The sequence below is a fragment of the Rhabdaerophilum sp. SD176 genome (assembly GCF_030143245.1).
Classification (GTDB): Bacteria; Pseudomonadota; Alphaproteobacteria; order Rhizobiales; family Beijerinckiaceae; genus Rhabdaerophilum.
Window position 1 is genome coordinate 26,434 of sequence record NZ_JARJNS010000012.1, and the last position, 25,187, is coordinate 51,620.

At 59.3% G+C, this 25,187-nt stretch carries 21 protein-coding genes; 4 read left to right on the plus strand and 17 right to left on the minus strand.

What is annotated here, in order from left to right; genetic code table 11:
* Nucleotides 1-80: 80 nt before the first annotated feature.
* The 3 genes from P0652_RS18490 to P0652_RS18500 are packed head-to-tail and all read right to left on the minus strand — an operon-like array spanning nt 81 to nt 2,882.
* Nucleotides 81-1,112 carry an alpha/beta fold hydrolase gene (locus P0652_RS18490; RefSeq protein WP_284180379.1) on the minus strand — a complete coding sequence of 344 codons (1,032 nt, stop codon included), beginning with the start codon at nt 1,110-1,112 and terminating at the stop codon, nt 81-83.
* Complete coding sequence (locus P0652_RS18495; protein WP_284180380.1) at nt 1,030-2,001, minus strand: alpha/beta fold hydrolase; 972 nt, start codon at nt 1,999-2,001, stop codon at nt 1,030-1,032. The genes P0652_RS18490 and P0652_RS18495 overlap by 83 nt, the downstream gene beginning before the upstream one ends.
* Complete coding sequence (locus tag P0652_RS18500; RefSeq protein WP_284180381.1) at nt 1,998-2,882, minus strand: pirin family protein; 885 nt, start codon at nt 2,880-2,882, stop codon at nt 1,998-2,000. Before P0652_RS18500 ends, P0652_RS18495 begins: the two co-directional genes overlap by 4 nt.
* 92 nt (nt 2,883-2,974) lie before the next feature.
* Here P0652_RS18500 and P0652_RS18505 point away from each other — a divergent pair, with 92 nt between their 5' ends.
* Nucleotides 2,975-3,877, plus strand: coding sequence for a LysR family transcriptional regulator (locus tag P0652_RS18505; protein WP_284180382.1), 903 nt, complete (start codon nt 2,975-2,977; stop codon nt 3,875-3,877).
* Between the two features lie 148 nt (nt 3,878-4,025).
* Here P0652_RS18505 and P0652_RS18510 read toward each other — a convergent pair whose 3' ends face one another.
* Nucleotides 4,026-4,928 carry an AraC family transcriptional regulator gene (locus P0652_RS18510; RefSeq protein ID WP_284180383.1) on the minus strand — a complete coding sequence of 301 codons (903 nt, stop codon included), beginning with the start codon at nt 4,926-4,928 and terminating at the stop codon, nt 4,026-4,028.
* Here P0652_RS18510 and P0652_RS18515 point away from each other — a divergent pair.
* Nucleotides 4,927-5,355, plus strand: coding sequence for a DUF2000 family protein (locus P0652_RS18515; protein WP_284180384.1), 429 nt, complete (start codon nt 4,927-4,929; stop codon nt 5,353-5,355). The two genes, P0652_RS18510 and P0652_RS18515, sit on opposite strands and share 2 nt — an antisense overlap.
* Nucleotides 5,356-5,362: 7 nt before the next feature.
* Nucleotides 5,363-5,749: a cupin domain-containing protein gene (locus P0652_RS18520; protein ID WP_284180385.1), complete on the plus strand. Its 387-nt coding sequence runs from the start codon at nt 5,363-5,365 to the stop codon at nt 5,747-5,749.
* Between the two features lie 267 nt (nt 5,750-6,016).
* Here P0652_RS18520 and P0652_RS18525 read toward each other — a convergent pair whose 3' ends face one another.
* The 6 genes from P0652_RS18525 to P0652_RS18550 all read right to left on the minus strand — a co-directional run bounded on the left by P0652_RS18525 (nt 6,017) and on the right by P0652_RS18550 (nt 13,285).
* Nucleotides 6,017-6,271, minus strand: a complete 255-nt coding sequence (locus P0652_RS18525) for a hypothetical protein (protein WP_284180386.1) — start codon at nt 6,269-6,271, stop codon at nt 6,017-6,019.
* 150 nt (nt 6,272-6,421) lie between these two features.
* Nucleotides 6,422-6,823 carry a hypothetical protein gene (locus P0652_RS18530; RefSeq protein WP_284180387.1) on the minus strand — a complete coding sequence of 134 codons (402 nt, stop codon included), beginning with the start codon at nt 6,821-6,823 and terminating at the stop codon, nt 6,422-6,424.
* A gap of 368 nt (nt 6,824-7,191) precedes the next feature.
* Entirely contained in the window at nt 7,192-8,955 is a 1,764-nt protein-coding gene (locus tag P0652_RS18535; protein WP_284180388.1) for a patatin-like phospholipase family protein, read from the minus strand.
* A 13-nt stretch (nt 8,956-8,968) separates the two neighbouring features.
* Entirely contained in the window at nt 8,969-9,949 is a 981-nt protein-coding gene (locus P0652_RS18540; RefSeq protein WP_284180389.1) for an HNH endonuclease family protein, read from the minus strand.
* Nucleotides 9,942-12,194 carry an AAA family ATPase gene (locus P0652_RS18545; protein WP_284180390.1) on the minus strand — a complete coding sequence of 751 codons (2,253 nt, stop codon included), beginning with the start codon at nt 12,192-12,194 and terminating at the stop codon, nt 9,942-9,944. The genes P0652_RS18540 and P0652_RS18545 overlap by 8 nt, the downstream gene beginning before the upstream one ends.
* Nucleotides 12,195-12,469: 275 nt before the next feature.
* A complete protein-coding gene (locus tag P0652_RS18550) occupies nt 12,470-13,285 on the minus strand; it encodes a thermonuclease family protein (RefSeq protein ID WP_284180394.1) in 816 nt (271 codons plus the stop codon).
* Nucleotides 13,286-13,428: 143 nt separating this feature from the next.
* On the opposite strand from P0652_RS18550, the gene P0652_RS18555 reads away from it, so the two are divergent.
* Complete coding sequence (locus tag P0652_RS18555; protein WP_284180395.1) at nt 13,429-14,304, plus strand: HNH endonuclease; 876 nt, start codon at nt 13,429-13,431, stop codon at nt 14,302-14,304.
* Between the two features lie 60 nt (nt 14,305-14,364).
* Here the strand turns inward: P0652_RS18555 and P0652_RS18560 are convergent, their stop codons facing one another.
* The 7 genes from P0652_RS18560 to P0652_RS18590 form a co-directional block, all read right to left on the minus strand.
* Nucleotides 14,365-14,919, minus strand: coding sequence for an HD domain-containing protein (locus tag P0652_RS18560; RefSeq protein ID WP_284180396.1), 555 nt, complete (start codon nt 14,917-14,919; stop codon nt 14,365-14,367).
* 97 nt (nt 14,920-15,016) lie between these two features.
* Nucleotides 15,017-17,116: a 3'-5' exonuclease gene (locus P0652_RS18565; RefSeq protein WP_284180397.1), complete on the minus strand. Its 2,100-nt coding sequence runs from the start codon at nt 17,114-17,116 to the stop codon at nt 15,017-15,019.
* Nucleotides 17,113-17,778 (minus strand): hypothetical protein, encoded by a 666-nt coding sequence (locus tag P0652_RS18570; protein WP_284180398.1) that lies wholly within the window; start codon nt 17,776-17,778, stop codon nt 17,113-17,115. The genes P0652_RS18565 and P0652_RS18570 overlap by 4 nt, the downstream gene beginning before the upstream one ends.
* A complete protein-coding gene (locus tag P0652_RS18575) occupies nt 17,775-18,188 on the minus strand; it encodes a hypothetical protein (RefSeq protein ID WP_284180399.1) in 414 nt (137 codons plus the stop codon). The genes P0652_RS18570 and P0652_RS18575 overlap by 4 nt, the downstream gene beginning before the upstream one ends.
* Nucleotides 18,188-21,109, minus strand: coding sequence for a site-specific DNA-methyltransferase (locus tag P0652_RS18580; RefSeq protein WP_284180400.1), 2,922 nt, complete (start codon nt 21,107-21,109; stop codon nt 18,188-18,190). Before P0652_RS18580 ends, P0652_RS18575 begins: the two co-directional genes overlap by 1 nt.
* On the minus strand, nt 21,106-22,026 hold the full coding sequence (locus P0652_RS18585; RefSeq protein ID WP_284180401.1) for a hypothetical protein: 921 nt from the start codon (nt 22,024-22,026) through the stop codon (nt 21,106-21,108). Before P0652_RS18585 ends, P0652_RS18580 begins: the two co-directional genes overlap by 4 nt.
* Nucleotides 22,026-25,070, minus strand: a complete 3,045-nt coding sequence (locus P0652_RS18590) for a BPTD_3080 family restriction endonuclease (RefSeq protein ID WP_502947553.1) — start codon at nt 25,068-25,070, stop codon at nt 22,026-22,028. The genes P0652_RS18585 and P0652_RS18590 overlap by 1 nt, the downstream gene beginning before the upstream one ends.
* Nucleotides 25,071-25,187 lie beyond the last annotated feature (117 nt).

Genomic DNA, 25,187 nt, shown 5'->3' on the forward strand with positions numbered 1-25,187 from the left:
AGTCTGCTTTCAAGCGCAGGCAAAGTTTGCCTGAACGGCGGGAATGGGGGCGCGAAGCGGCCAGGGACACCGAAGTCCAGCTACCGAGATTCAGCGTCCTCGAAAAAAACTTCAAACTCGGTCGCCAGGCGTTCCGGAACTTCTTCCGGCAGGAGATGGCCAGCGCGCGGGATGATTCCACCCCGGACCCGCCCCGAGATCGCCGTGAATTGCGCATGCGTGATGGGTACACCAAACTCGCCGCCCCAGGCCATGACAGGGATCGCGAACCCGGCTTCACCAATGGCACGCATCTGCCGGGCCGTTTCAAATGTGGCGCGATACCAGCCGACCGATCCGCTGATGCCGTTCGGACTACACAGGCTGTCAGCATAGACGCGACGATCATCGGCCGTGACGGCATCGGGGTTCGGCGCGTGCATCAATGGGATGATCCAGTCAACGAACGCTTGTTCCTTGCCGGAAATCAAAAGTTCGGCGAGGCCAGGCGCCGTGTTGAACCCGAAATGCCAATAGCCGCCATAGGTTTCTTCGCGATAGGTGGTGAACTGGTCGAGATTGAAGCCCACCAAAGGCTCGTCGAGATACGTCATGCTGAGAGTTGCGTCTGCTTGCGTCCCCGCGAAGACGAAGGCCACGAGCGCGCCCATGTCGTGCCCGACGATATGCGCTTTCCTGATCCCGAAATGCTGCATCACCCCGCGGATATCGGCCGAAAGTGTTGCCGCATCATAGCCAGAATCGGGTTTGTCCGAACCGCCATAGCCGCGCATGTCAGGAACGATCACGAAGCGCTCTTTCGATAACAGCGGCGCGAGCTTCCGCCAGGTATGCGACGTCCCCATCCAGCCATGCATCAGCACGAGAGCAGGCGCGCCCGGCTCTCCCCAGGTCTGTACCTTGTAGGTCAACCCGTTGGTGGGCACGAAAGACGTGTTTGGCAAAGGCTCGGAAGGCAGCGGGCTGTTCATGGTCTGGCTCGGCTCCAGGTGATAGTCGTGGCGAAATTGCGATCGAGTTGGAATGGTGTCAGCGGTGATCCGTTGCGGCCGCAGATGGACCAGTTCCGAAGAAGTCGGAAAGAACCTTCGCCAAAGCCTCGGGATTCTCATCGCCCAGCCAATGTCCGGCTTCGGGGATCACCGCGCCCGTGACATGGGTCGCCACCGGGCGGAAAAGCTGTTCGATATAGGGCCCGCCGCTCATCGCCCCGCCGATTCCAAGGACCGGGATGTCGAGGGGCACAGCTGCAAGCCGTGCATTGTCGGCGGCGTCCTGCCAGACATTGGCGTAGTACATGATCCCTGCGCGTAGGGCACCCGGGCGCTGGATTGCGCGGAGATAGGCCTCGAAGTGCTCTGGGCTGACCGCTTCGCCGTCATGGGCGATGTGCCAGAAGAACCAGCTGAGAAGCTCGCGTTCCCGGCCCTGGAACGCCATGATGGCCACGTCGGGGACGGTGAACAGACCAAGATGCCAGTTTGACCCGTTGTTCCACTCCGGCGTCGGCACCATGAACGACTCATAGCCGAAGCCTGCAAGGCCGAATTCCATCACAGCCAGCCTTGCCACCCTGTCGCGATGGCCCGCAGCGAGCGCATATGCGACGCCAGCACCGAGATCATAGCCCGCGACATTCGCTGTGCGGATCTCGAGTGCATCCATGACCGCCGCGATGTCGGCGGCCATTGTTACCTTGTCATAGCCATCGGCAGGAATTGACGAATTCCCAGCACCGCGCAGATCAGGAACGATCACCCGGAAATGCTTGGCCAGTGCAGGCGCAACCTTGTGCCACATCAGCCCATGCTGCGGCCATCCATGGAGCAGGATGAGCGCTTCTCCCTCACCTGCCTCGCGCACAAACAGGTTGATGCCTGGCGCAGTCTGAATCCGGTGGGTGCTGAAAGTGGCAAAGCCGCTGGGTTTCGCAGCACAATCGAAGCCGGTAGGCGAAGCCAACGGTTCGGATGCAGCCGGGATAGGGCCGAAGGACGTCATGAACCTATACCTTTCGTGATGCGTGCCTGATCGAATTTGCGATCGAGTTCGGTTTGATCGAAGGCGGTCAAGCGACCCATGTCACCGGCCATGAAGCGGGCCTGAAACGCGCGGGCCTGCGCTTCGCTGGAGGCGACAAAAGGGCCGGCCGGAACAACGGAATGGCGCAGGGGCGGACCGCCAAAGAGGGTCAATCGAGCATGACCGCGCGCGGTCAGGCGAAGGACGGTGCTGTTGGTGAAGAAGGTGCTGGCGGGTCCTGCGGTGCCGGCGGTTGTTTCAACTTCGCCCGCACGGATCACGGCAAAGGCCGTTTCACCTTCCGGAATTCGCTCTTCCAGAACTGCACCGTCCTGCAACTCCACGTCCACAATCCGCGCAGAAAGCGGTGCGTTGATTGGCGATATCAGCCCGGCGGATGGCCCCAGCAGGACGCGGCGCAGAACACCATGCGATGCGATCGTTGGCACGCTAGCGGCCGGCAGATGTAACGCGGCAGGTGTAACCTCGCGATCGTTGGCGGCGTGGTCGATCCAGATCTGCAAGCCAAGCGCTGACCGTCCGCTGCGGGTGACCGTCTCCTCATGCATCACGCCTGCGCCAGCAACCGTCAGGTGGAGCGCGCCCGGCGGGATTTGGTTCCTGTTGCCCAGCGCGTCCTGATTCCAGAAGCCGATCTCGCTTTCGGGAAAGATGTAGGTCGCAACGGAAAAACCGGCATGCGGATGCGGCGGAAAAAGGGGGCCGCGCATCTCGAAGAGCGAGACCACGAGGAATGGATCGATCCGCCCGCCGAGGCTACTGGCCATCAGGTCGCGTGTGACCAGTTCCGGGCGGTTGATACCCTTCGGCATCTTGAAGAGAGAGACCTCTGGCGGCATCGCGGCGTCCTTTCGCGGGTCGGAAAAGGACTAGATGATCCGGCCTGCGGGATGTTAGAGTTAAATATTGGAGATACTATCCGGATTTTCGAATGGTCTATCGAAACCTCAACCATCTCGTGACGTTTGCCGCGCTGGCGGAGGTCGGCAGTTTTGCAGGTGCTGCCAGACGGCTGCGGCTACCCACCTCAACGGTCAGCGAGCACGTCGCCGCTCTGGAAAAGAACCTCGGCGTGCAGCTGGTGATCCGGACGACCCGTCAGAACCGTTTGACCGAGGCAGGCCAGCTGCTTGCCCGAGGGGCCGCGCGGATGGTCCAGGAGGTTTCTGAAACACTGGCAAACGTTGAGGCGCATGTCGCCCAACCCACCGGAATACTGCGCCTGAGCCTGCCTTTTGCCTTCGCGGCGGATATTGTGGGGCCGGCTGTCGGTCGTTTTGCGGCGCTCTATCCGGGCATTCGGCTTGAAATCGCAGTATCAAACCAGATCGAGGATTTGATCGCCGGAGGGTTCGATCTCGCTGTGCGAATTGGACTGCTGGAGGATAGCAGCCTCATCCGCCGCAGCCTCGGAACCATGTCGCAGGATATTGTGGCTAGCCCTGCCTATCTTAGTGCACGCGGCAGGCCCCAGACTATTGCAGCGCTCGCCGGGCATTGCATCGCCGGATTCAAGCCGGAAATGAACCTCTCCTTGCGTGGACCTGATGGCCCAGTTGGCGTGACGCTTGCCGCGCAGGTGGCGGTCAATGATCCGAAGACCCTCGTCGCTGTCATTCACGGGGGCGGAGGAATTGGGGTGATCCCGCGCTTCCTTTCTCAGGAGAGCTTGGATGAGGGGACCCTTGAAATCGTGTTGCCCGAATATCGTCCCGCGCCTGCGGAAATGTCGATTGTTCATTACGGTGCGGCAGGGGCGAACTCACGGGCTGACCTGTTCGCGACCTTTCTGCAAGCCGAGGTACAAAGGCGATGGAGCGGAATGAGAAGCTGAAACCGCAGATTTTCTAGATAGCTCCGATGATCGCTCCTCGGCCGAATAGCGGCTTTTGGCCGAATGTCGCTTTGGAATGATCGGCAGCTTTGAGAGCGCTGATCTGTCGAGCGGTATGCCTTGGGAAGATCCAAAGAAGCAACCGGATTTACGACTTGTTCTCGCCGGTTGTCTGTCCACGGCTTTGCAACGTCCTCCAAGCTCCCGGCGACAGCCCATAGGCCTTGCGGAACTGACGCGTCATATGGCTCTGGTCGGCGAAGCCAGCCTCGCCGGCGGCCTCGGCGAGACTAGTGCCGCGCCTGATCGCCCGGCGAACATGATCCAGCCGGCGCATGGTGAGATACCGATAAGGGCTTGTTCCGAATACCGCACGGAAGTGGCGGGATAGGGTGAAACGATCAAGCCCCGTCTCGCCTTCCAGTGCCTCTGAATGCACCGTCTCCCCGGCCATCTCATCCAGCAGCGCGCGTGCCCGCTCCACTGATCGAAGGCAGGGCTTGGCCCGCCGTTGCACCGGCTGCGACGGGTCTCGGCCGGCAAGCGCATCCGCGAGATCGGCCAGGAATTGGTGTTCCTGGAGATCTTCCATGGTGGTGTCGAGGTCGTCGAGCGCGAGGCAAAGCGCCCGCATCAGCCAGGGATCCGCCATCACCGCGTCTGTGGCGAAGGGCAAAGGCGCCGTCGGGTCGGCCATTGCGGCTCGCAGGAGGGCGGGTTCGATGTAAGCCATGCGATAGCGGAAGCCGCTGGTATCGCCTGCGCGCCCATCATGCAGTTCATCCGGATGGATCACGATTGTGTCGCCGGTCAGGCTTGTGGCTGGCTGCCCGCGATAATCGAAGCGCTGCACGCCATTGAGGGTAAAGCCCACAGCGTAGGTGTCATGCCGATGCGGATCATAGGCGTGACCGCTGAAATACGCCTCGATCCGCTCGATCCGACCAGGCGCACCATTCCGGATCCATCCACCGGGCGGCAGCCCCTCGCGGTCGGACGTGCACGATCGTTCAAGACCCGAACCGCTTACCCGATGCATATCCTTCGTCATGCAGAACGATATCCCGACTACCTTCACCACGCGAATCGCGATCATCCTGCGGGAAGACCTTGCGACTTGGCAGAAACTAAACGTCACCGCCTTCCTCGCAGGTGGCCTCGGTGGTTCCGACCCCGCGCTGATGGGCGATGCCTATCTCGATGCCGACGGAACACGTTACGGTGCGCTGATCGTGCAGCCGGTCCTGATTTTTGCAAGCGACGGCGACGAGATCAAGCGTGCGCATGCAACCGCATTGGAGCGTGGTGCGACGCTTTTCGTTTACACCAGAGAGATGTTCTCGACCGGGCATGATGCTGCGAACCGGGCCGCAGTCGCGGCGGTGCCTCGCGCTGACCTCGATCTCGTCGGCATCGCACTGCGCGATTCCAAGGCAACGGTCACGAAAGTCACCAAAGGCCTGAAACTCCATCCCTGAGGATGCCATGTCCGATCTGCTGAATCTCGATGCTGCTTTCGTCGAAATTACCGAGTATTGGTCGCCCCGCGTCGTCGCCGTCGCGAACGGCCAATATCTCAAGATCGCTCGCGTCAAGGGCGAGCTTGTCTGGCATGCTCATGCCGACGAGGACGAGTTGTTCATGGTGCATCGCGGCACCTTTGGGCTGAAATTCCGGGATGGCCGCGACATCCGGCTCCGGCCCGGCGATGTCTTTGTCGTGCCACGCGGCGTGGAGCATTTTCCCTATGCGGAAGAAGAAACAGAGGTGATCTTCTTCGAGCCCGCTTCCACCAAGCACACGGGAGATGTGATCAGCGAGAAAACCCGCTCGATCGAGGAGCAAGTGCGGCACTTCTCGCGCCCAAGTTGAACACTGCCAACGACTGCTTGCGGCTTGCGTTCGAGCAAGCACGACCGACCGGAATGGGGGCGCAGAGCAGACGAGCCGCCCATGCATATATCACGACTTGTGAAACACGAACCCGATCTAAAGACCCCCACCTCGGGGGGGGAGCATCGCAGTAGCTGCTCAGATAAGCATCGTAGCCTGAGAAACATCCTGCCACGCCCCGCATCACCTCCCCGGGGTGGTAGGTGGAGATCGGAATAGGCGACGGGCAATGGCCCTCTTCGCCGATCAACCGGGTCCACGACGCCTGCGGACCCCACGAAACAACGTGACGAGAAAAAAGCCGAGCGCGCCACCAGGGATCAGCAGGAGAAAGATACTCGCCAGCCCCATCTCGAAGCCGCCAGAACCACCCGATCCACGCTGAACGCCAAAAAACTCGAATAAAGTCCCTGCTACCATCAGGAGGAATATGCCCAATAGCGGGAGTATAAGGGATCCAGCCAGCCCCCACAGAAGAGATTGCAGGATAAGCTTGTGCATACCATTTGCTCCGCGTTGTATTCTTGGTTGAGTATTTGGTGGTTTCTGCCGTCATTGACCTTAACGCGCTGCACTGAGATCAAAGATGTTGGCGGTTTGGGCATCCACGAGTTCGCGGAGTCGCAAAGGCTGACTCAACCAAGCGAAAGATCAGCGCCAATCAATTGGATGGGTCTCGAGATAAATCCAAAAGCCGTAAGCCATGAGCGTCGGCACAGCTCCGGCAATCAGCAAAGCTATCGCGGTGCGCTTCTTGTGGCGGTGTGCGAGCGCGATACCGCCTCCCGTGAATAAAGCGAGGACGGTGAAGAGCGTTGCGCATATCGAAAGCTCCACAAACATGACGCCATCATAGACAAGCATGACCAAGGCGAACCAACCGAGGCCGAATAAGCCGCTGATGTTGATCGCGGCGAGGCTTGCAATGACCATGTCCATGGCTTTGCTCGCTTTGTAATCGATGCAGTCCCGCCGTTTGCGTGCTGCGAAAACCAGCAAGCACATGAGTGCCAGAGCGCCAGCACCGAAAACAAAGAGAAACGACGTTTTCAAGCCTCTGGCTCCAGCATGGAATACGAATACTGGGATGCACTTCAGACAATCAAGCGTTTGTTAAAGCGCTATGGAGACCCTAATCGTACCTGATTTTAACGGCGTAGCGGCATTGAAAACGCGCTGTTTGATCAGCTGCCCCTTGATGGAATGTCCGTTTCCGGTACCTCGCCAAGGCGCTCTGAACGACCGCCATGGGGGCGCGAAGCTGCCGACAAAATCGGAGCGCTTCCCCGCAACGGCCTTTGCCTTCCGCTGATGTGGAGAGAGCCTCTATGGTTTATTCTCTCGAGTCGGTCCTTCGACGCCATTGCCCCATCTAAATAACGCCTTCGGCTAACTGGCCGGACCCTGCTAGCAACACGCGACTACACCTTGTTCCCAGGCCCAGCCCGATGCTCCATATCCGGGCGGTTTTGCAGCCGGGCGCGCTGTTTCGGCAGCCGGTTCGCCAGGGCGGGTGGGAGCGGCTCGACATTGATGGTCCGACCGAGATCGGCGAGCCTTTCAGCGCGATCGAGCAGCGTCTTGAGCTGGGGCTTGGTGAAAGTCGCGTAGGCCTTGCGCTGGTTGCCGGACTTCACGAGGTCGGGATAGTCGAGCGTGTCGGGTGCAATCGTCTTCGCATCCCAGCCCTTGGAGAAGGCGGCAAGAGCCCGCTCAAGGGCCGGTAACTCGGTCAGGAAGCGGCGCCAGCGATGCTCGTCGAGGTCGAAATCGGCGTTCAGGCGTTCGCCGGCAATCCGGCCATAATTGACAAGCGCTTCGATCTGCTCCGGGGGCATATCGAGGTTGAGCCCGCCCTCGTCATCGCGGAGGCTGACCGTGACGATGCGCTCACGGTAGCCGACGAGGATCGATTGCAGGGAATCCTGCCAATCTTTCGCGCTGGCGAAGAGGCCACCCATGAATCCGCCGAGCCCCTTTACGCGATAGGTCGGCAACAATCCGCCGTCGGCGGGATCGAGCGGCAATTCCACTCTTTCTTCGGGCGACCCTGTCTTGCCTTCGCGTTCGGGATCCCAGCTGCCGAGCGAGATCCCGAATGTCGGTGTGGTCGGCAGAAACTGGTCAAAGAAATGGACCGGGAAATTGGAGGATACGCCGCCATCGGAGAACAGGCAGCGTTGCAGTCGTGGAACCTTGCTGTCCTCATCGATCGTGAAGTCCCGGCGGTAGAGCGGAACGATGGTGAAAAGCAGCGGGAAGCTCAGGCTCATGCGCGCCAGCACAACGACCGGCAGGTCTTCCGTCCTGAACAGGCGCAGATCGCCGCGTTCGCTGCCCCAATCCTCGCCCACCTCTTTCGTATGGGCGACCATGAAATCGACAATGCGATCCGGGAAGATCTCGCGGAATTCGCGGGGAGAATACGCGAAGATATTCTCGTCCATAGGCAGGGTGTAGGGCCGACGGCTGGAGACATCCGTTGTCACGGTCTGCAGCCGGATGCCCTTCTTCCAGAGCATACCGATGGTCAGCGGCCCCGAGCCTTCGGGAAGCCCGGCGACCTTGTCGATGGTATCGGCCATCCAGTCGCACAGGCCGGGCTCGGCGATGTCGGGTTGGGTGCGCCCCGGGCAAAGGCCGAAATCCCGGGCCGGCAGTTTTTCGGCGAGGTCCTTGTAGAGCGCATAAGACGGAAGCGCGAAGAGACCCGCGATGCCAACTCCGGTGGACACCAGAGTGGAGAACATACTGAAGCCGGACATCACATGGGCGAACAGGCCGGTACCCAACGCGCCTCCGGCAAGGCCGAGAATAGCCTTTGCGGGATAGGCCCGGATCAGTGCGGCCAACACGGCCGATTTCTTCTTCGTCATCCCGGCGAGTATGACCTCGAAGAGCGGGCGGAACTCGGGGCGAGGCTGGAACAGCGACAGCAGATGTTTCGAAAGGTAATCGGGAAGTTGCTTGATCTTGTCGAAGCCGCCTTCTGCACGGCCAAATTCTGCAGCAGCCGTGATGACGGCCGCGATGGCGCCAGCGGAAGTGCCGCCGATATTCTCGAACCGGTAGCGCTGGGCCAGCTCGACCACGGCCATCGGATAGACGACGCCGGAGGTGATCCCGCCCTTCATGACGAGATCGCAGCGGTTGAGCGGCATCGATGACCCTTGGGGCTCGGTCATGGCAAATCCTTCCTCAGGGCGGGGTGAGCGTGGCAAGCCAATGCTTGATCCATTGCCGGACCATCGCCGAATAGGGCTGGTCCGGCGCAGCCATGGACCGGATCTGGAGAACCGTCTGGTCGATCAGCCGTTCGATGGCTTTGACCGCCCTCCTGGCGCGCGGATCGTCAAGGGTAGCAAGGTCTTTCGCGACAATATCGAGTTCGACGATGATAAGCCGCAGGAAGGTCAGGTGCTGGATCACCCGGGTGCGCGCCTGGAGGAGGCCGAGACGGTTCAATCCGTAGATCCCAATGGAAGACGCTGCCCGTTGGGCCACGATATCCATCGTTCCGTTGGCGGCAATCGCGCCGCGCGGCACGACAAGACCGTAGGGCGTTGGCGCATCGACAATGAACCGGAGGAAGAGGTCCGGATCGTCCCGGCAGGGGTCCAGCAAGAGCGGCCGTTCGTTTGCAAGGGTTTCCGCCGGCTCCTTCACGCGGGTTGGTCCGTCAACCGGGAAGGAATTCGCCTTTCCGGACGTCCTGAGCACGTGGTTCGCAATTGGCATGTCCTGTGCCGGCGTCATCACGGCCGCGGCAGCTCCTGCCCGGGCCTGATCAATGACCTGCTCGCGCTTGCGATTGCAATCGAGGCACGAGGGAAGCAGGTTTTCCCAATTGGCTGCCAGCCACCAATAACCGGGATGCGTCTTGTCTTCGGTGATCTCGGCCTTCGGTCGGTAATGCTCGATATCGACCGGCGCCTGCGAATGATAGTCGCTCTCGCAATAGGCGCATTTCCCGTGGAACAACTGATGCAGCGCGCTTCGGATCGAATCGTGCTTGTAGGCGGTAAACTCGTAGGCCTTGCCAAACTTCCCGGTCGTCCTGAAGGCTTCGGCGCGCTCGGCGGCCCGGACTTTGGCTTGCTGGAACTCCTTCGCCGCCGGCGAATTGGGACCGATGAAAGCTTTTGGTAGGTCAACGTCAGCCCGCGCGACCTTACGCATCGAAGGCTCCCTGCAGGATGGACACGATCCTTTTTCGCGTTTCCTCGCGGATTTCCTGCCTTTTGGTATCCGGCAGTTCAGGACGTTGCCGGATGTAGTGCGCAACGGCGTCATGGACCAGGCGGGACACCTCGCTCCGCCCCAGCATCGGGGGTAATGCGGCATTGATCTCCGACATGAAGGTCTTTCGCAGGCGATCCGCCTCGGCCCCCGGCGCACCGGCAAGGGCGGCGGCGAGCTCGGCGATACTTGCGCCGGATCGCGGATCGTCGGTATCGAACAGGGCGAAGAATTCCGATTTCAGCAATTGTTCAATCGTCAACTGGCTGACATTGGGCAATTCGGCGAGGCGTTCGACCTTGACCGGCAGGTCCGTATCGGCCTGTTCGCCCGGCATCCGCCGTAGCACCATGACTTCGCCGTCGCGCATGCCGCGCAGACAGAGCGGATCATGGCTCGTGACGATGAAGGTTGCGGCCGGCAAGGCTTTCCGCAAGCCGTCCATGATCTGCACCTTCCATCGGGGATGCAGATGCGCCTCGACTTCATCGATAAGGATCAGGGCGCGGGCATTATTGAGATCGCTCGGGCCCCAACCGGACTTGCGGTCCTTCATCAGCCACCGGATCGTGTCGCAGGCCAGGGCGAGGACGGTCCTAAACCCCGAGGAGACCGCATTCAGCGGTGTTGCGGTCGCCGAACTTGATGGGGAAGGGCTCGTTTCGGTACCGGTGGACGAAACAACGACGCAATAGGTCTCTGATGGTCGGCCGGGCTTGGGCCGTCGCTCAATGTAGGAAAAGCCGCCGCTCGGCCCGAAAATGTGCCTCAAGGCGGCAATTACCGCATTGAAGGCCTGGTCATCCAGCCCGATGAGCCATTGCTCGGGGTTGGAAAGCAGATGATCACTCTGGAACAGGCTGATGACCGATCGTTCTGCTCCTCCCTCATGATAGGCCTTCTTGAAGTGGCGATAAGCGCCATAGGCAAAGACAGGCGGAATGCCCTCGGTCGGACCTTCGGATTTGAAGCCGTCCGGCCGGATCTCAAGGATGCTCTTCGCTTCCTGCCCTTCCGCTGTTGCAAATTCGAGTTCGACCAAGCCCGAGTGCTTCTGTGGCTGCTCAATGCCCATCTGCGCCGGATCGAGCAGGATGCTGCCCGGCTCTTCCTTGAGCGCCTTGCGCGCCTTGTCATCCACCAACGAGAGCGCCATGGCTTCGAGAATGGAGGATTTGCCCGCGGCATTCTCGCCAAGGATCAGCAGGCAGGGCGTCGGATCATCCGCCTTCTGGCGCTGCGGCATATCGAAATGCAGGTTTTCATGCGCCTTGTAGTTCTTCAGGCTCACCGACTTCAGGGCATAAACCGGCGGGGCTAGAGTCTCATCGAGAGCCAGCGAGATTGGAACCATCTCGGCTGAGGCCATGCTGGAACGGGTGTTCTCCTCCTCGACCAGGGTCGAAACGACAATCAGGAAGAACCCGATAAAGGCTTCGATCTTCTCTCCGTAGAAATTGAAGAAGTGCTTTTCGACGAGACTGTAACTTGGTCGGGCGGGAAGCGCTGCCGACATGATGTTGTCGACGATGTGTCGATACATCTCGATTTGGCGAAGCCTCTCGCCCACAAGCATGGAGCGGTTCAGGTTGAATTGCCGGATCGTGAATTCCCCATTCTCGGTCCGCGGATAGAGCACGCCGTCAAACGTCGAATGAAAATGGATCGAGAGGTCCTTTTCCTTGCAAGGATCGATCAGCAGGGCGTGTTCCTTGAGCGGCGAGGTCCATCGCCCATCATTCCGTGCAACGTAATCCCTGTATCGGCTGGTCGTGGGCAACGGGCTGCGGTCGCCGTTGACAGGAAACAAATTGGGTTGCTTTGGCCAGCAATCATCGCAGATCGGGTAGAGATTCTGCCAGGCATCCGCGAGCCAGCCATAAGCGAGGTGGTCATCCTCGCCTTTGGTCGGCTCGGCATAGCTGGTAGGCCGGAACCGGTACGGCGAAAGATCACCTCGGCTTTCGCAGAAGGCACAGCGATGTCCGAAGACCTTGCCGAGCTCTTCAGCCAGCGGGCCGTTCTTGCCCGCCAGCCGAGACGGCAGATGCCGGTCTGGCGGCCGTGTCTGGGCGCGTTCCCGTGGATCGAGTTCAAGGAACGCCAGATACTCCCGGCGCATCTGCACGAATTCGCTGCTCGCCAGAAGTTTCGGTGGCGATGCCGGGCGTTTTACATAGCGCATGGCTGGAACCCGCAGGATTGGACGTCACAACTGTGAAACCTCGTCCTTCCGCGCGTCTGTGGCAATATCCACAATGGCTTGCTGGGGTGCGCAACAGGTTCGTGCGTTGGTAAGTGTAAACTTGTGCTGGACCGCCCTACTGGAGCGGCGACTGCCGAACGCTATCCCGTTTTTCGCCAGCTCTGGGGTCGAGACCCTGAATCCATCGACCTGCCAGGTCAACAATTCGATTTGGGCCGCTCTGTGCAGACGTCTCTCAACACCGGCCCTGGCCTCTATCTCGCCGATTTCCGCCATCCCGCGCCAATGGCATCTGCTTCATTGCAGAACCAGCGTTTGCCGGTTTTGGGATCCATCACCACGCGGCCATAGTGACGCATTCCGGGGAGATGATAGATTTTCTCGCCCTTGTTGTTGACGTTGCCTTTGATGCTGCAACCCGGCGCTTCAGCAAGGAGCCCGGATTGCCAGCCCGGCGGCCGATCCGGCGAGCGTTCAGGGAGACCAGGAAGGCGGGCAATTCCGGCAATCGTAGTCGACGCTGGGCGCTTGTCGGGATCTTCCGGTGGGTGTTCCGCATCGAGTGTGGCGGGAGAGCCGTGGCGCCAATCCCAAGGCGCAGCAAATCGTCCTTGCCAGAGACCGCGGCGCTTAGACCGGGCGATGGCTTCATCAGGCAAGAATTCGACGGAGTAGCGTCGGAAGGCCAGTGCAAAGCCCTGCCGTACTAATTCTCGATTGAGATTGGTTCTTCCTGCGCGGCAAATTGCCAGCACACGCCCATAGGCGTCGCGCTTGTCACCACGGCATTCGACAGTTTCGCCCTCGACCAGCGATCTCAATTCACCGGCGGCCAACTTGCCGCAAGGCCAGCTCGTGCCATCGAGCAACTCGCAGTCCTGGCCGATCTCTGGCGCATCGATGCCTTGTAGACGGAACTCGATGCCTTGTATCACCAAACCGTCACCGTCCTTGACCGTCGCAGGCCCAACTACCGTTTGGGCGAAGGGGGTCCCGACAGACGCAAAACCCACCATGATTGCCAGCAGCATGGCATTCTGGTTGGAAGCGCTAAATCCGAATATCATCATGTTGCGATGTTCGGGTGCCCGGCCCTAACCGTCAAGCATGACGAGATACTGGCCTAGTATCGGGTTATGCCTGGTCATTCGAAAGCAACAGCAATCGCGAATGGACCCTGGCGATCCAAATGAGCCTCGGCTAGCTTCCGCCCATGGCCTATTGCGTCTTCATGCACAAACCGGATTCGATTTACGACGACAGTCCGGCGGTCCAATACCAGTTCCCGAAGCGGTACCTTGGCCGCGCGGAACCCAGCATCGGTGACTGGATCGTCTATCTCGAGCCCACCAAGGTGCGCGGCAGCCGCGGATATTTTGCTATTGCCCGGGTGCAGCAGATCATCCCTGACCCGAAGGCAGCGGGGATGTTTCTCGCGCTGATCGAACCGAATTCGTATCTCGACTTCGCCAATGCGGTGCCGTTCAGCGATACTGGCGGCCCGATCGAGCGTGGCCTCCTGAATGCCGAGGGCAAGCTCTCTGGAAGAGCCCAATCAGCGGTTCGGCCGATTTCCAATGCGGATTTCAACCGTATTCTTGATCGCGGTCTCGAAGATCGCGAGCCCCTTCTCCCGCGTGACGGCCAGTCTGCACAGGAACCGCTTGTTTTCGAGCAACAACGCGACCGCGTCCTGCAGCTGACCTCCCGTACCGTCCGGGATCGCGTCTTTCGCCGGATCGTCCTCCGCGCCTATGGCGAACGCTGTGCAGTGACAGGCCTCAAGCTGATCAATGGAGGTGGCCGGGCCGAGGTAAATGCGGCGCATATCCGGCCGGTCGAGGCCAACGGGCCTGACACAGTCCATAATGGCCTCGCGCTTTCCGGAACCGCGCATTGGATGTTTGATCGCGGCTTGATCAGCCTCGGCGATGATCTTCAGATCCTGATCTCGCGGCACGCGAATGACCCGGACGGCGTTCGGGCCTTCATCAATCGCTCAGGCTTCGCAAGCCCGCCAATCAACGGGAAAGACAGGCCGTACCCGCAGTTTCTGGCGTGGCACCGGGAGAATTGCTTCAAGTGTTAACGGCCCGAGCAGGCCTTCGGACAGCGCCCCCGCCCGCGTCGAATGGCGGCAAGCGGATGTTCAAACTGAAAACTGTGCCACCGCGCGCTCGAGCCGGTCCGAAAGGCGGCCCGGCATCACATCCCGATAGATTGAGGCCAGCGACTGGTAATACCAACGCGTTCCCTGGGCGCCGCCATTAAATCGATCCCAGAGCCCGTCGCCCTGAGCCCGATAGTCGAACAGGATGGCCTCGGCATTGTGGGTTTTGTCGGCCAGCGAGACGAGCAGGCTTTGGGGAGCTTTCTGGGGCAGCTTGGCGAGGTAGAGCTCCTTGCGACGACGCCAGGCCGGCTTCGGCTCATCCCAAGAGTCGGTGCAATCATAGACAATGTCGGCGACGGCTGTACCAAAACGCCGCCGGATTTCATCCAGCGTGTCCTGACCGCCCTGATCCTCTGCGGCATCATGCAAGAGTGCCCCGATGGCCTGGTCTTCGGTTCCGCCATGCTCGATCACGAGCGATGCGACGCTCATCAGATGCGAGATGTAGGGAATGCTCGTCCCTTTGCGCAGCTGAAGCCGATGCAGGTCATGCGCATAGCGAAAGGCATCGTCGTAGCGGGTTGTGAGCAAGGAAAGACCTCCGAATGTTCAAAATGATTGTCAGAATCCTATCGAGATTTCGGTCTGCTGCCCGTCAAGGCACGAAAGTGTCTTTTGCCTAATGAAGTCACGTTCTCAGGAAGTCATCGAAGAACTCGGATACAGGGTTTACGCCTGAAATGATCAAATGGTCGCGCGCCCTTGTGCACGCGACATAGAGCAGGTGCCGCTCGGTGTTATAGACCTCGTCTAGGTCAGCATCATCAGCAACATTTTGAATACGGGACTGCAGCGGCAGAACTTCATCATCGCAAGCCATTACAGCCACCGACCGAAACTCCAGCCCTTTCGCATAATGCATTGTGCTGACAGCAACGGTGCCGTTCTCAAGTTCGATTTTGTCGTTGATCTCGGTTGGCCTCAGACCAGTAGCCCTGACTGCAGAGCGGGCACGATCCAGCTCGTTTTCTGAGCGGACAAACACACCAATCTCATGCGGCTCGGCCCCCTCAGTCAGCCTTTCCTTAATCCATATAGCAATCGCCTCCGCCTCCAGTTCGGGCGTTTCGAATGCATGGACGCTTGGGGAAGGGCCATCGAACATCGAGACCGTTCCCGATCGGCTTTCAAGGTTGCCATCCACATCGGAAACAGACCCGGGCAGCAGTCGGTCAGCATGGAGCCGGATCTGGTGAGAGGTGCGGTAGTTGATTCGCAGGGTGGACGAGCGCCCGCGAACATCCAGTCCCAGCGCCTTCCATGAAAAGGGTTGTTGGAAGATGCGCTGCCCGAGATCCCCGGCGAAAAACAGCCCGTCCGGGCGATCAGCGGCCAAGACACCGAGAAAGCGAGCTTCCGCCACCCCAAGATCCTGACATTCATCGATGACGGCATGGTCGTAGACCCGGCCCGAGGAATCGGCCATCGCCGTAGTCACCTTGTCAAAGACCTCTGACCACGTGACAACCTTGCGGTCCATCAGACCGCCGCGAACCCGCTCGAAGATCTCCCAAAGAATCTCGCGCTGTTTGCCGCCAATACGGGTTTTTCTGCCCAGACGCGAGACATCGCGATACTCTTCCCAGGACTTGAGCTGCCACGCATCGACAACCTCGGACCATTCTCCAAGCAGGAATTGCAGGGAAAATCTGTGTCCACCGACATCGCTCGCTGCTTTGGCGATCAACGCCCTGATCTGCGCCGCCGCAGCAATCTGCGGCTGCCCGTAGCGCTCCGCATAGAGATCATAGCCAACAGCGGTAATTGGCTTGACGGTGATCCGCGATGCTATCTCAGGTTCGCCGGAAACGAGGCTCGCCATTTTCGATCGGAGGGAATTCGAAAGCGGTTTGGAGAAGGTCATCAGGAGCACGCGCGCCTTCGGATTGCTGCGCGCCAGATGGACAGCGCGGTGCAGCGCGACAATTGTCTTTCCGGTTCCGGCTGAGCCCGAGACCCTGGCCGGACCGGAAAAGCCTCGCTCGACCAACGCCTGCTGAGCCGGGTGCAAAAATACGGCCCATTTGTCCCAAGGATAGTCCAACGCTTGCCGCAACTCATCGACATTCGTGAGGACGCGGAAACGGCGCTTGGCGTCGGGATGACTGAAGGGATCGGCCTCGACCGGGGCCGGCTTCGGCGGTTCGGGCTGCTCGCCCACGGCGAGTTTCAGAAGTGCTTCCTGCGCTTCCTGCGGCAAATGCGTGATGATATCGAAGAGCGTGTCCTCGGTCGCCTTGCGAACGTCATCAACCCATTCTTCGGGCACGCCGAAGGCCATCAGTTCGTATTTCCGAAGATTGTCGAACAGGCTAACCTGTGGCCTTGCAGCAGGATCAGGCGCCGTTGGGCCTCCAACCTCCTTGGTCTTGAAGATCTCGATCTCTTCGACCCGCTCGCGCACCTCGACGAGCTGCATGGCTCCGGTCGTCGGATGGCGCTCGATCTTGCGCCGTTCGGCCCATCGATAGGCGTCGTCGTGGTGATCGACATAGGCGAGAAGGATCCCGCCCTGCGAGCGGTGAACGATGATGCGGATGTCGGCATTCACACGCAGGGACCAGAAATTCGCGTCCTTGGCCCGGTCCAACTTGTGGAATGAGAGCCCGGGTGCGGACGGGTCCATTTGCAAATCGAAAGCTGTGGTTTTAACAGCCTTCTGCTCTTGGGACGTCAGTCGTCCGAGACTGTCGGTGAACGTGTCCGCGATCCGAAATTCCAAGTTCATGGTGTCCAATGCTTGAATTCGATTTCAAAGATCCCGGGACTTTGAGAATAGTTTAGGCCCCTTGCGTCTGTGAATGCCAACCAGTACAACGATGCTGGATTAGATTTCATCCGCCGTTTGTTTATTCCACCAAATTTTAATTCTAATTTACATTCAGATTCTTGGAAAAATGAAATTTCTCTTCGAACTCCTAATACTTGACGGATTATTGATTTTTTAAAAACCGTATGTGCTTTGCACTCTACACCTAAGAATAGCTGTTCATGCGTCGGTTGCTGTCCGTCAGGCACATTGTGATCTATTAAAACGAGGTCGATCTCGTGATAACCACTCTTGTCACCAGTACCACCGGACAAAGCTGACCCCAGCGTCTGGATTTCGATGTCCGTGTGCAGCTCAAGCATGCGCCCGAGGCCCGCAATCTCAAAATATGACTTTGAGCGATCTATGTTTCCCGGACTAGCCTTGAAATCGACAGTGCTCCCCTTGAACCTGATGGTCACCGGGTAGGCGGACTTAAGCCAGTCGAGGGTTCGGACCAAGCAATAGAGTTCATAGATCTTTCCGTCGGTAGCAGAAGCCACCGCTCTTTTTGCGGAGACCCGGTGATTGATAAAGAATTTTCGTATCTCGGTCTTTGCCTTTGCCTTGTCCCAAGTCACTCGAGGTCACCTCTATCGCGGATCTCAACAAGTTGGCCAATAAGCTTTTCTAGATCTTCGAGAGCATGCGAAGCGCCCTCACTTCCCTCAAGACGCTCTTGGGGCTCACGCCCCTCAACAAGGGCGCGCTCTGGGTCAAACCAAACGATCGCCTCCTTCGGGCGTACTCCCTCGTCGATAAGCTCTTCTAATCTTTCAAATGACTGTCGAAGCGTACTAGGCGACCGAACGGAAATGTCGCGACGAAGAGCTTCAAGCATTTCATTTACGAGGTACTTTGGCGGTAGGAGAAAACGTTCGGATCCTTTCCTCTGTTCATAGTTGCTCAGATCGGCGATCTCGTCGTGGCCAATGTTGCGCAATTCAACCTGAATCAGTTGGACAATTTCTCGCCAGTCTTCTTCGTTCATCACCCCACCCCAAACACCTTCATCACCTCATCCCCAAGGTGGTTGATCACCTTCACGGCGATGCGTCCGCTCTTCGGTTTCGGGAACGGCCGCGACGTATCCGAATGCAGGCTGGCCCAGGCCTCCTCGTCGATCTCCGCCTTCAACGTTGTTTTCAGCGCCTTGTAGGGGTCGTTCGCGCCGAGGAAATAGGCGTGGCGGACGAAGAAGCTCTCTTCGTTGTAATCGGTGTCGAGCATCCAGAGCGCGATGCCGTCAGTGCCTTCGGAGATCACCTCGCCGGTCTGCGGTTTGAACACATCGACGCCGAACACCTTGACGCGGATCATATCATCTTCGGCATCCTCGATCTGGATATCGGGCTCGCCGAAGATCACGAACAGATTGCCCGCGCCGGTCGCCTTGAGGTCGGCACCCATGTGCAGATCGGGGTTCATGCGGGCTTTCAGCACCGGCAACCGGCCGAGCTTGTCAAACTCGGCGGAATGGGCGTCGTAATTGAAGGCGCAGGCGATCAGCACATCGAAGCCTGCATCGCCGGCTTCGCGCGCGGCGGCGACGAGATCGGGGCGAGAGACGGTGCCGAATTCCGGGCCAATGAAGATGCCGGCACGTTTCTGCTTCTCGCCCTCCCTGAAGGCGCCTTCTGCGCAGATAAAGCGCCCCGGCCAGCCAGTGAGCGCGGTGAAGGTGATCCGATCCTCCTTGTGCGCCTGCTGCACCCCGGCGGCCTTGAGGTTCTCGAGGATCATATGGGCGAAGTCGGTCACGCTCTCGTCGCGCTCGGCCGCCTTGCGCTTGCCCTCGGCGGCTTCGAGCACATCGATCAGCTCGTCGTTCCAGTCGACAGCCAGCGTGCGGTGGGGCGAGAGGCTCTCGACCGTAAAGGGCCCTGCGACGCGGATGCGATCCTTGTCCGTGTAGGGCTTGTCGTAGAGATATTCATTGTCAGCCTTGGCGGCGATCGAGGCGTCGATCTCCTTCTGCCGAGCGATGCGCGCTTCCCAGAAGCGGGCGAGCGCTGTTTTTGCGGCGGCTGGCCAAGCCTCCGGCGCTTCGCGTGGGATCTCCCATTCCATGAAGCCATTGGCCGGCGCCATTTCGCCAGAGGGCAGTTTCACCTCGCCCGAGGCGGTGAAGTCGATCTTCGAGCCCGCACGGCCGCCGATTTCCACCTTGAAGGGCACGGAATGGCCGGCGAGCACGGCGTTGAGGCTGGCGCGAGCCTCCTCGACGGCTGGCTGCCGGCTTGCCCAGATCACATCGATCTCGGTGTTGTTGGCGATGCTCTTGAGCGTGATGTGGGGCACGCGCTCATAAACGAAGCCATGGCGGATATCGCCGCGCGTTGGTGTGGTCTTGGGTGGTGTGCGTGTCACCTCGCCTTCCTTGCGCTGTCCCTCAGGGCTGTCCGCGAGGAGATAATAGGGGTAGCGAGCGCCCATCAACCGCGAGCGGGCCAGCGCGATGGCGACGCGGCTGGTGTCGATGGTGATCCAGCGTCGCCCCCATTGTTCGGCGACATAGGCGGTTGTGCCGGAGCCGCAGGTGGGATCGAGCACAAGATCGCCAGGATCTGTCGTCATCAGGATGCAGCGTTCGATGACCTTCGGTAATGTTTGGACAACGTATAGCTTTGCTAGAGTTTGGTTGTCGCCCGAACTCGCATCCGACCAGACATTGGAATGTGGGAATGCCGCAAAGTCGTCGATCCCACGAAGGTAAGTAAGCGTCTTGCCTGCTCCCCTTCCAAAAAGTCGATTCGCCTTCTTCAACACATCAAGTCCGGAAAGAGAGGTCTTCCAATGTTGGTTAGTACCACAAGGGTATATGACGCCTTCATACTGCACAGGCTTAGAGCCTTCAGGCGTCGCGCCTTGCGACCTAAGGTTGTCAAGGCGAAAGACCAAGCCGCCATCTGGCAAAGGGACTTCTGCAGATTTCTCTGCACGTTCCAGATTTCGTAATGATCCGTCTGGAAGCCTCAGTAAGGTGTATTCTGCTGACCCTTCTCCACCAATTTCTTTCCGCCGATAAGGTTGCCGGTACTTCACCTTCTCCGAATTGCGCGCGAACCAGATCAGGTAGTCTGTCACGTTGGGAAGTGTCGAAGCTGCGTGCCCGGTTGTTTTCGTGAACGTAATAAGTGAGACGAAGTTTGTGTCCCCAAACACCTCGTCCATCAGCGCCCGCACGCGGTGCACATTCTCGTCCCCGATCTGCACGAAGATGCTGCCGCTCTCATGCAGCAGGTCACGCGCCACGGTCAGCCGGTCGCGGAGGTAGGTCAGGTAGGAGTGGATGCCGTCCTTCCAGGTATCGCGGAAGGCGCGCACCTGTTCCGGCTCGCGGGTGATGTGGTCCTTCGCGCCATCCTTCACATCGCGTGACGTGGTGCTCCATTGGAAGTTGCTGTTGAACTTGATGCCATAGGGCGGGTCGAAATAGATGCACTGCACCTGCCCGCGCAGGCCTTCGCGCTCGGCAAGGCTTGCCATCACCGACAAGCTGTCGCCCGAGATCATCCGGTTCGACCAGTGCTGGTCATGCGCGTAGAACTCGGTGGCGGCTTCCTTGTCCCTCAGCCCGTTGAAATCGGCGAAAAGATCCGGCGCTGCGGGCGCGGCTTCATCGGCCCGTTTCTTGGACTCGCGCTTCAGATCATCGATGATGACCTTGGGGTGCACCTTCTCCTGAATGTAGAGCGGCGGTGCCTGGACGATGAGATCGGACCAATCCTGCTCATCCTTGCCGCGCCAGACGAGCTGCGGATCGAGATCGCGGTTACGTCGCTCGTAAGCAAGCTGAACCGGTGTCTTGTCCTCCTCGCGCATCACGCTTTCATATTCGGCCGTGGGGATGTTCTTCCGCGTGGCCGCATCATGCCGGAGCGCTTCAACAGAGAGGGGCTTCTTGGTCATGGGGTGGTCTCCGGCAGGATCTGCCTCAAAACATCCAGATATTGCGTGACGCTGCCATGCAGCCAATCGATCGCGTCAGGCCAGTTGGCGCGGTCCGTGAGGTCGACATTCTTCTGCCGGCCCAGAAAGGTGTTCTCGCGATCTCCCCCGAACCTTGCACCAAGCCGGGTTTCGAGCGCCTCGCGATGCGGTTCCAACAGGGCGCGGGTTTCGGTTCCGTCGGCCCCGCGGCGGCTGCGTACGAAGAGCCCGAGCATCCTTTGCCCGACCCAGACAGAGATCATGATCTCGCCGGTCGCATCCGCCTTCAGCCAATTGCTGCTGACACCCACGGCGCCCATGCCCAATGCCTCGGCTTGTGGGTGCCTTGCGAGATACTCCAGCCAGAAGGCTCGCCTGAACTCGACAACCTCCGAACTGGTTTCGGTTTTGCGCGCGGTGGCCTGCAATTGCCGCTCCCAGAGGCTGGGGCGCTCCAGCACTTCGAAAATCGGGGCGGCAGGGCTGTCTCCGATGCGCACAACGCGCAGCCGGACCGCGAAAAAGCTGAAGGCATCCGAGGTGTGTTCGTTCAGCCATTTGATGGCCGAGATGTGCGGTTCGCGGAACTCGGTCGCGATCCAGATCACGGTTTTCGCCTCCAGCCCGGCGAGATAGGTAAGGATCTGCCCGAGGTGCCGATGATCGGTTGTTTCAAGCTGGTTCTCGATCAGCACCAGGCTGTCATCGATCAAGCTGCGTGCGAGGATATCTGCCGAGAAGCTTTCGACGGCGACCTCTGTTGCCTTCAGTTCAAGGGGAAGGCCAATCACCTGTCCCAATTGGGGCAGGTTTTCTGCAAGCCATGGCGTGAAGTTCCGGGCCTCGTTCGGCCAAGCCAATCGCGCGTCAATGTTGGTGAGTTGTCCGATATCCATCAGACGTTATCCGTGCAGAACGATGCGACCAGCTTGCCGAACTCCGCCTCGATCTCATAGACGGCGGTGAATTCGGCAAAGGCCCAGCGGCCGAACTTGCCCAGGTTGTTCACCCCTGGCACCCAATAGGCGCGCATGGTGTTGGCCTTTTCTTTTGCGTCCTCGCCCCTGAAACCCTTGATCTCGACGATCAGGTTCAGTGGTTCGGCCTGACCGTCATTCACCTGCACGATGAAATCCGGGATATACTTCCGGGGCGTGGAGCCCATCAGATAGGGCACTTCGAGGCCGAGATTCTGGTTCTTCACATAGGCGCGCACCTTCGGATGCGCCTCCGCCACGCGGCAGAATTCGGCCTCCCAATCGCTGTCGCAGACAACCCAGTTGACGTGGCATTTCCGGGGATCGGTCTGCCAGCGGGTTTCCTTGGACGTTGTGAAGTTGACATAGGCGGTCGAGCCGGTCGGGTTGTAGGCATCGAGGATGGCCTTGACCGGGTTCTCGCCAACCAGGCTCAGCGTAATGGCGGCCTTGATCCGCTCGGCGGCCATATCGGCGATTTCCTTGTAGACCAGCTGTGCGGGAAACGTGCCGCCGGTGCAATTGAGGTAGCCGCCATCGAGCCATTGCCGCGTGATGCGTTTGAGCTGCCCGAAAAGATGAAGCTTCGGTTCTTCTCCAGGATCCCGGTACTTGTTGTAAAGCAGGTGCTTGGCGAGATGGAACAAGATCGTCGACGACCGCATGTCCTGAAGATGCGCGATCGTCAGATCGACACCCTCGCCGATAATGCCCTGGTTCTTCGTGACGGATGGCCCCACCAGTTCCGGCGTGAGGTTCAGCACGTGATCCGGCCCGAAGGTCGCTTCCAGCCGCTCGTCGGGCAGTTCGACGCGATAGCCTTCCACTCGGGGGAAGGTGATCTCCAGAGGATCGCGATCCGGCTTGACCGCATGAACGCGGACGGTTTCGCGTGGCTTGGCCGGCGGCGAGACAACCGGCTTGGCGGCGAAGTCGAACGGGATGCCGAGCACATCGGCATATTCCACATTGAACAGCCCCTCGTCATTCAGATCGTAGGACTGGCGGCGTAGGCCACGACCGACGACCTGCTCGCAAAGGAGCTGGGTTCCGAAGGCGCGAACACCAAGGATATGCGTAACGGTATTCGCGTCCCAGCCTTCGGTCAGCATCGAGACGGAGACGACACAGCGGATCTGCTCGCCGAGCTTGCCCTTTTTCCCGACCGTGTTCATGACCTCGCGCAGCAGCGTGGCCTCGTCGATTGTTTCCCCCGCCCGGATGTCGCCTGTCCGCTCGACCATTTCGCGGCGGAACCGCTCGATTTCATCCGCCGCCATTTCGCGGAAATCCTTGTCCAGCGCCTCTCCGGATTCGAGCTGGGCGCTGTCGATCAGGATGGTGTTCGGACGGGGTAATCGATTGCCGAAATCGTCGTAATTGCGGAACAGCGCCAGCCGTCCGTTTTCGAGCGCCGTCGAACCGTCATCGTTTTCACGATCGAAACCCGAGACGTATTTGTAGATCAGCTCGGATGTCGACGTGTTGTTGCAAACGACGATGAAGACCGGTGGGACGCCAATCCCTTCCTTTTCCCAAAGCTCGAATGTCTTTAGATAATGCCCATATAGCGCCTCGAGTGCTGTGAGGAGTTCCGCGGGCAAGCTGAGCGGATCGAGGGATTTACCGGAACCGCCTCTCCCTTTTTTCGGCAGCTTCTTGCCGATATGTTCCCACAGGTTTCTGAACTTGGGCGTATCCCCGCCGGGCACGTTATCGGCAACGGGCACGCGAGGAAGTTTCACAATGCCGCATTCGATCGCGTCCATGAGCGAGAAATCGCTCATGGTCCAGGGGAAGAGCGTGCCCTCGATGTAACCTGATCCTCGAAGGAAAAACGGTGTCGCAGAAAGATCGTACACCAAAGCAACGCCCAACTTGCGTTTGACGGCTTCAAGGCCGGAAATCCACATGCGGGCGGCCTCGTTATTCTCCTTGGCCTCTTCCTTTTCCTCGCCCTTCAGGTCGTCTTCTGTTTCGCCGGTTCCGTCCTTCACACGTTCCCGATAGCAATGATGAGCCTCGTCGTTCAGCACGACGATGTTCTTCATGCCCATCAGTTCCGGCATTACCCTCTGAAGCATCTGACCCTCGGTTTCGAGGGTCTGCATCTTCTCGCCACGCCACCCTTCAATCGCTGTTCGGGTGCCCTTTGCGAGTTCCATCCGCTCGCGCAGTTTGAAGGCGTGATAGTTCGTAATGACGATCTTCGCCCGGTCGATATCAGCAAGCATGTCGGGCGGGACGATTTCCCGGTGACGATAATAACTCTCGGGATCATTGGGGAGGAGAACCCTGAGACGATCCCGGATTGTGATCCCGGGTGCGACGATCAGGAAACCCCTCGAAAACTGCTTGCTGTTCGGGTGCCGTACGGCGTTGACCGTCTGCCATGCGATCAGCATTGCCATGACGGTTGTCTTGCCTGCACCGGTCGCCAATTTCAGCGCAAGGCGCAGCAGTTCCGGATTGGCCTGCGCGTTGGCCCCCTTGATATGCGTCCAGAACTTCGCAACCCTCGGGCCGAGTTTCGGCGCAACCTCGACGAGCCAGATGGCAGTCTCAACAGCCTCGATCTGGCAGAAGAAAGGACGAATACCCTCGAACTTGTGGTTCCGCCAGTGTTTCAACAGCCTAGCCGTTTCCGGCGTGACCAACCATTGCTCAGGGTTGGGCAGGTTGCGCCAAGCCTCAACATAGCTTCGGATCTCGTTGATGATCGGCGTGGGATTATACTCTTGGTCCTCGGTGGATATCTCGTCCTCCGAACCAAGAACCAATGAACCCTGCTTATTGCTTGCTCGCCGCTTCTTTGGTTTCGGCACCGGCGTGATCAGATCGGATCGCCGACGTGCTTCAAGAATCCGATTCGTTGGCTGACCGTCGCCATCCAGTTCCCAATGACGCCCCGGATACGCATAGGGTGAATTCAGGATAGGTTTTTCGAAGAATTGCTCAGCCATTTCCACCATCATGCAATGCGCACGCGCTTTGTGAATTGGAAGCTGGAAATACGATGACGTTGCCCCCAAGTTTTATCCAGTTCTGAGTTCGTTTCCGGGGTTGGGATTGCCCTGCTG

Coding starts and splice junctions, on each gene's coding strand:
- P0652_RS18490 (WP_284180379.1), bottom strand. CDS start 1,112: ATGAGAATCCCGAGGCTTTGGCGAAGGTTCTTTCCGACTTCTTCGGAA.
- P0652_RS18495 (WP_284180380.1), bottom strand. CDS start 2,001: ATGACGTCCTTCGGCCCTATCCCGGCTGCATCCGAACCGTTGGCTTCG.
- P0652_RS18500 (WP_284180381.1), bottom strand. CDS start 2,882: ATGCCGCCAGAGGTCTCTCTCTTCAAGATGCCGAAGGGTATCAACCGC.
- P0652_RS18505 (WP_284180382.1), top strand. CDS start 2,975: ATGGTCTATCGAAACCTCAACCATCTCGTGACGTTTGCCGCGCTGGCG.
- P0652_RS18515 (WP_284180384.1), top strand. CDS start 4,927: ATGCAGAACGATATCCCGACTACCTTCACCACGCGAATCGCGATCATC.
- P0652_RS18510 (WP_284180383.1), bottom strand. CDS start 4,928: ATGACGAAGGATATGCATCGGGTAAGCGGTTCGGGTCTTGAACGATCG.
- P0652_RS18520 (WP_284180385.1), top strand. CDS start 5,363: ATGTCCGATCTGCTGAATCTCGATGCTGCTTTCGTCGAAATTACCGAG.
- P0652_RS18525 (WP_284180386.1), bottom strand. CDS start 6,271: ATGCACAAGCTTATCCTGCAATCTCTTCTGTGGGGGCTGGCTGGATCC.
- P0652_RS18535 (WP_284180388.1), bottom strand. CDS start 8,955: ATGACCGAGCCCCAAGGGTCATCGATGCCGCTCAACCGCTGCGATCTC.
- P0652_RS18540 (WP_284180389.1), bottom strand. CDS start 9,949: ATGCGTAAGGTCGCGCGGGCTGACGTTGACCTACCAAAAGCTTTCATC.
- P0652_RS18545 (WP_284180390.1), bottom strand. CDS start 12,194: ATGCGCTATGTAAAACGCCCGGCATCGCCACCGAAACTTCTGGCGAGC.
- P0652_RS18550 (WP_284180394.1), bottom strand. CDS start 13,285: ATGATGATATTCGGATTTAGCGCTTCCAACCAGAATGCCATGCTGCTG.
- P0652_RS18555 (WP_284180395.1), top strand. CDS start 13,429: ATGGCCTATTGCGTCTTCATGCACAAACCGGATTCGATTTACGACGAC.
- P0652_RS18565 (WP_284180397.1), bottom strand. CDS start 17,116: ATGAACTTGGAATTTCGGATCGCGGACACGTTCACCGACAGTCTCGGA.
- P0652_RS18575 (WP_284180399.1), bottom strand. CDS start 18,188: ATGAACGAAGAAGACTGGCGAGAAATTGTCCAACTGATTCAGGTTGAA.
- P0652_RS18580 (WP_284180400.1), bottom strand. CDS start 21,109: ATGACCAAGAAGCCCCTCTCTGTTGAAGCGCTCCGGCATGATGCGGCC.
- P0652_RS18585 (WP_284180401.1), bottom strand. CDS start 22,026: ATGGATATCGGACAACTCACCAACATTGACGCGCGATTGGCTTGGCCG.
- P0652_RS18590 (WP_502947553.1), bottom strand. CDS start 25,070: ATGGCTGAGCAATTCTTCGAAAAACCTATCCTGAATTCACCCTATGCG.